3 protein-coding genes and 1 pseudogene are annotated in these 1,989 nt (G+C 48.1%); 3 read left to right on the forward strand and 1 reads right to left on the reverse strand.

Annotation, left to right across the window (positions count from 1 at the left end):
* Positions 1–337, forward strand: a 337-nt coding sequence (locus NGM28_RS28295) for a colicin D domain-containing protein (RefSeq protein ID WP_252092528.1), incomplete at its 5' end; no start/stop codon positions are given.
* Positions 334–606 (forward strand): colicin immunity domain-containing protein, encoded by a 273-nt coding sequence (locus NGM28_RS28300; RefSeq protein WP_240065018.1) that lies wholly within the window; start codon positions 334–336, stop codon positions 604–606. The genes NGM28_RS28295 and NGM28_RS28300, both read left to right, overlap by 4 nt.
* Before the next feature lie 31 nt (positions 607–637).
* On the opposite strand, the pseudogene NGM28_RS28305 reads toward NGM28_RS28300, so the two are convergent.
* Positions 638–808: pseudogene (locus NGM28_RS28305) on the reverse strand (IS4 family transposase); the annotation flags it as partial.
* 110 nt (positions 809–918) lie between these two features.
* Here NGM28_RS28305 and NGM28_RS28310 point away from each other — a divergent pair.
* The gene (locus tag NGM28_RS28310; protein ID WP_252092529.1) at positions 919–1,224 is read left to right on the forward strand and encodes a hypothetical protein; all 306 of its coding nucleotides are present in this window, start codon (positions 919–921) and stop codon (positions 1,222–1,224) included.
* Positions 1,225–1,989 lie beyond the last annotated feature (765 nt).

Here is a 1,989-nt window from a genome sequence, read left to right on the forward strand (position 1 = left end):
TGTAAAGAGCAATGGTGTTGCCGATGCTTTAACCGGAGTGACCCAGAAGCAGCTTGATAAAAAGTTTAAACATGCTTCTGATTTTGGTGTGGTGACCACGAAGAAAAACGCTGAAACTATTGCTCAGTATGAGGCTGCAATAAAAAGTCACATGGATTCTACTTCTACCGTTCAGCAAGGCACATACGGCTTTGTGAAAGGTTCCAAAGTGTTTTTTAACTCCTCAACAAATAATGCGGTAGTGCTTGATGCATCAGGGAATTTTGTTACGGGGTTCAAGCTGTCACCGGGAACCCAGCAATTTGATAATTTCATTAAGAATGGTGTATTGAGATGAGTTATATTCTTTTGGAGTTTGCGAGGTCGTTTGTGCAGGGGCGATTGTCAGCCGTAGTTTTTTCTGAGGCATATATGGAGCTTTGGAAGATTGAGCGTGATAGGGATATGCTTAAACTTGATCAGCCGCTGATGGATGAGTGCTTGTCCAGTATTTTTTGTGCTGCAGACATGTATGGGCCAGAGGGTACTAGGGAAGAGTATGAGCTTGATGATGAAATGCTTAGGGCAGAGGTCGATAGGTTGCTCAAAAAGCTAGGTATTGACTAGCAGGGGGAAAGGGGACTGATTTGAATGGCACTTACTTAACATGCTTCGGATGCCCATATTTTCTGATCTCAGCCCTTGCTGATCGACATGGCTTGATCAGCAAGGGGTAGGCCTGAGTCCTTCGTTTTATGGCCCGAGGCTCGACACGACCAGGCCGGTTGCCCACACGCTTTTGAGTAATCAGCATCAGCAAATCTGTCAACTGATTTTCCCTATCACCGTTGGGAAAGGGGGCAGGTTTGCACATACATAAAATATTGTCCTGGCTGTAGGGGGAAGAACCGAGGATGAACATTGACTAGTGTTTTAGAATTGAATGAATTGCTCGTTGCACACAACTGTCTGCACTCCATTAGCATCCACTTGGATGAAGGTGGTATGGCCTATGATTTATTCTTGTCGGTTTCGGCCTCTGGAAAGGCAGGGGCTGATGTCATATGTGTCCGATTCATAGATGTCAGCCAATGTGTGTCCCGAGATTTTGGTGGTGGATTGACTCAGTTAATGCATATGAGTGTGAATAAGCTAGATGCTGGGCTTGACAGGGTGCGTTATCAATTCAGAGATCTTGAAGATGAAAAATTGTCTTTTTATTTTTCATCGTTTTTGGTTGGTTAGATGGTGAAAAAATAACAGGGGGGAAGGGGGCTTTTTTACTTTAATTTTGCTCTTGTGGCTCAGAAAAAAAGCGAGTGATTGTGCTGGGTGGCATACGAATTTGCTTGGGTCAGCGGCAGACGTATTGAGCGGAGAAGGCAGAGCAAGTCGAAATTAGAGTGTCTAAGTAAATCTGTCCCGAATGGCACTTACTTAGCAATCAATCAGTAAGAAGAAATGAAGAAGGGCTGGCCTTGGTCCCTGGTTTTGCCGAATTTTGCGAAGCTTCGAGGTGTACGACGGGAGAGGTGCAGCGCCTATCAGATCGAGCGCCGCCCGCGCGGCGCATCGCGGATGAATCCGCTCCTACATCTATTGCAACGTGCCGCACCTGTGAGGCCATGGTTGCCAGCCCTGACGCAAGGCTTGAGACAGGTGGGGCGGCGGCGCCAGCCGGTAAATTGCGTTGTGCCAACAAGGCGAACAACCAAGGCCTATCTATCATGGCCACGTTGCAACCGATGTAGGAGCGGATTCATCCGCGATGCGCCGCGCGGGCGGCGCTCGATCTTGAACTCGCTGCAAGGCCGACGGCGAGCCCCTGGCCGCCAATACGCGTTCAAGGGGAAAAGGGGACGAAGGGGAAAAGGGGACGGATTTATTTTTCCTACTCTAATTTTTGCTCTTGATGCTCAGGAGAAAACGAGTGATTGTGCCGGGTCGTATACGATTTTACGTGGGGCAACGGCAGACGTATTGAGTGGAGGAAGCAAGGTAGGCCGAATT

It is taken from the genome of Pseudomonas sp. MWU13-3659 (assembly GCF_023757525.1).
GTDB classification, from domain to species: Bacteria; Pseudomonadota; Gammaproteobacteria; order Pseudomonadales; family Pseudomonadaceae; genus Aquipseudomonas; species Aquipseudomonas entomophila_E.

Coding starts and splice junctions, on each gene's coding strand:
- NGM28_RS28300 (WP_240065018.1), top strand. CDS start 334: ATGAGTTATATTCTTTTGGAGTTTGCGAGGTCGTTTGTGCAGGGGCGA.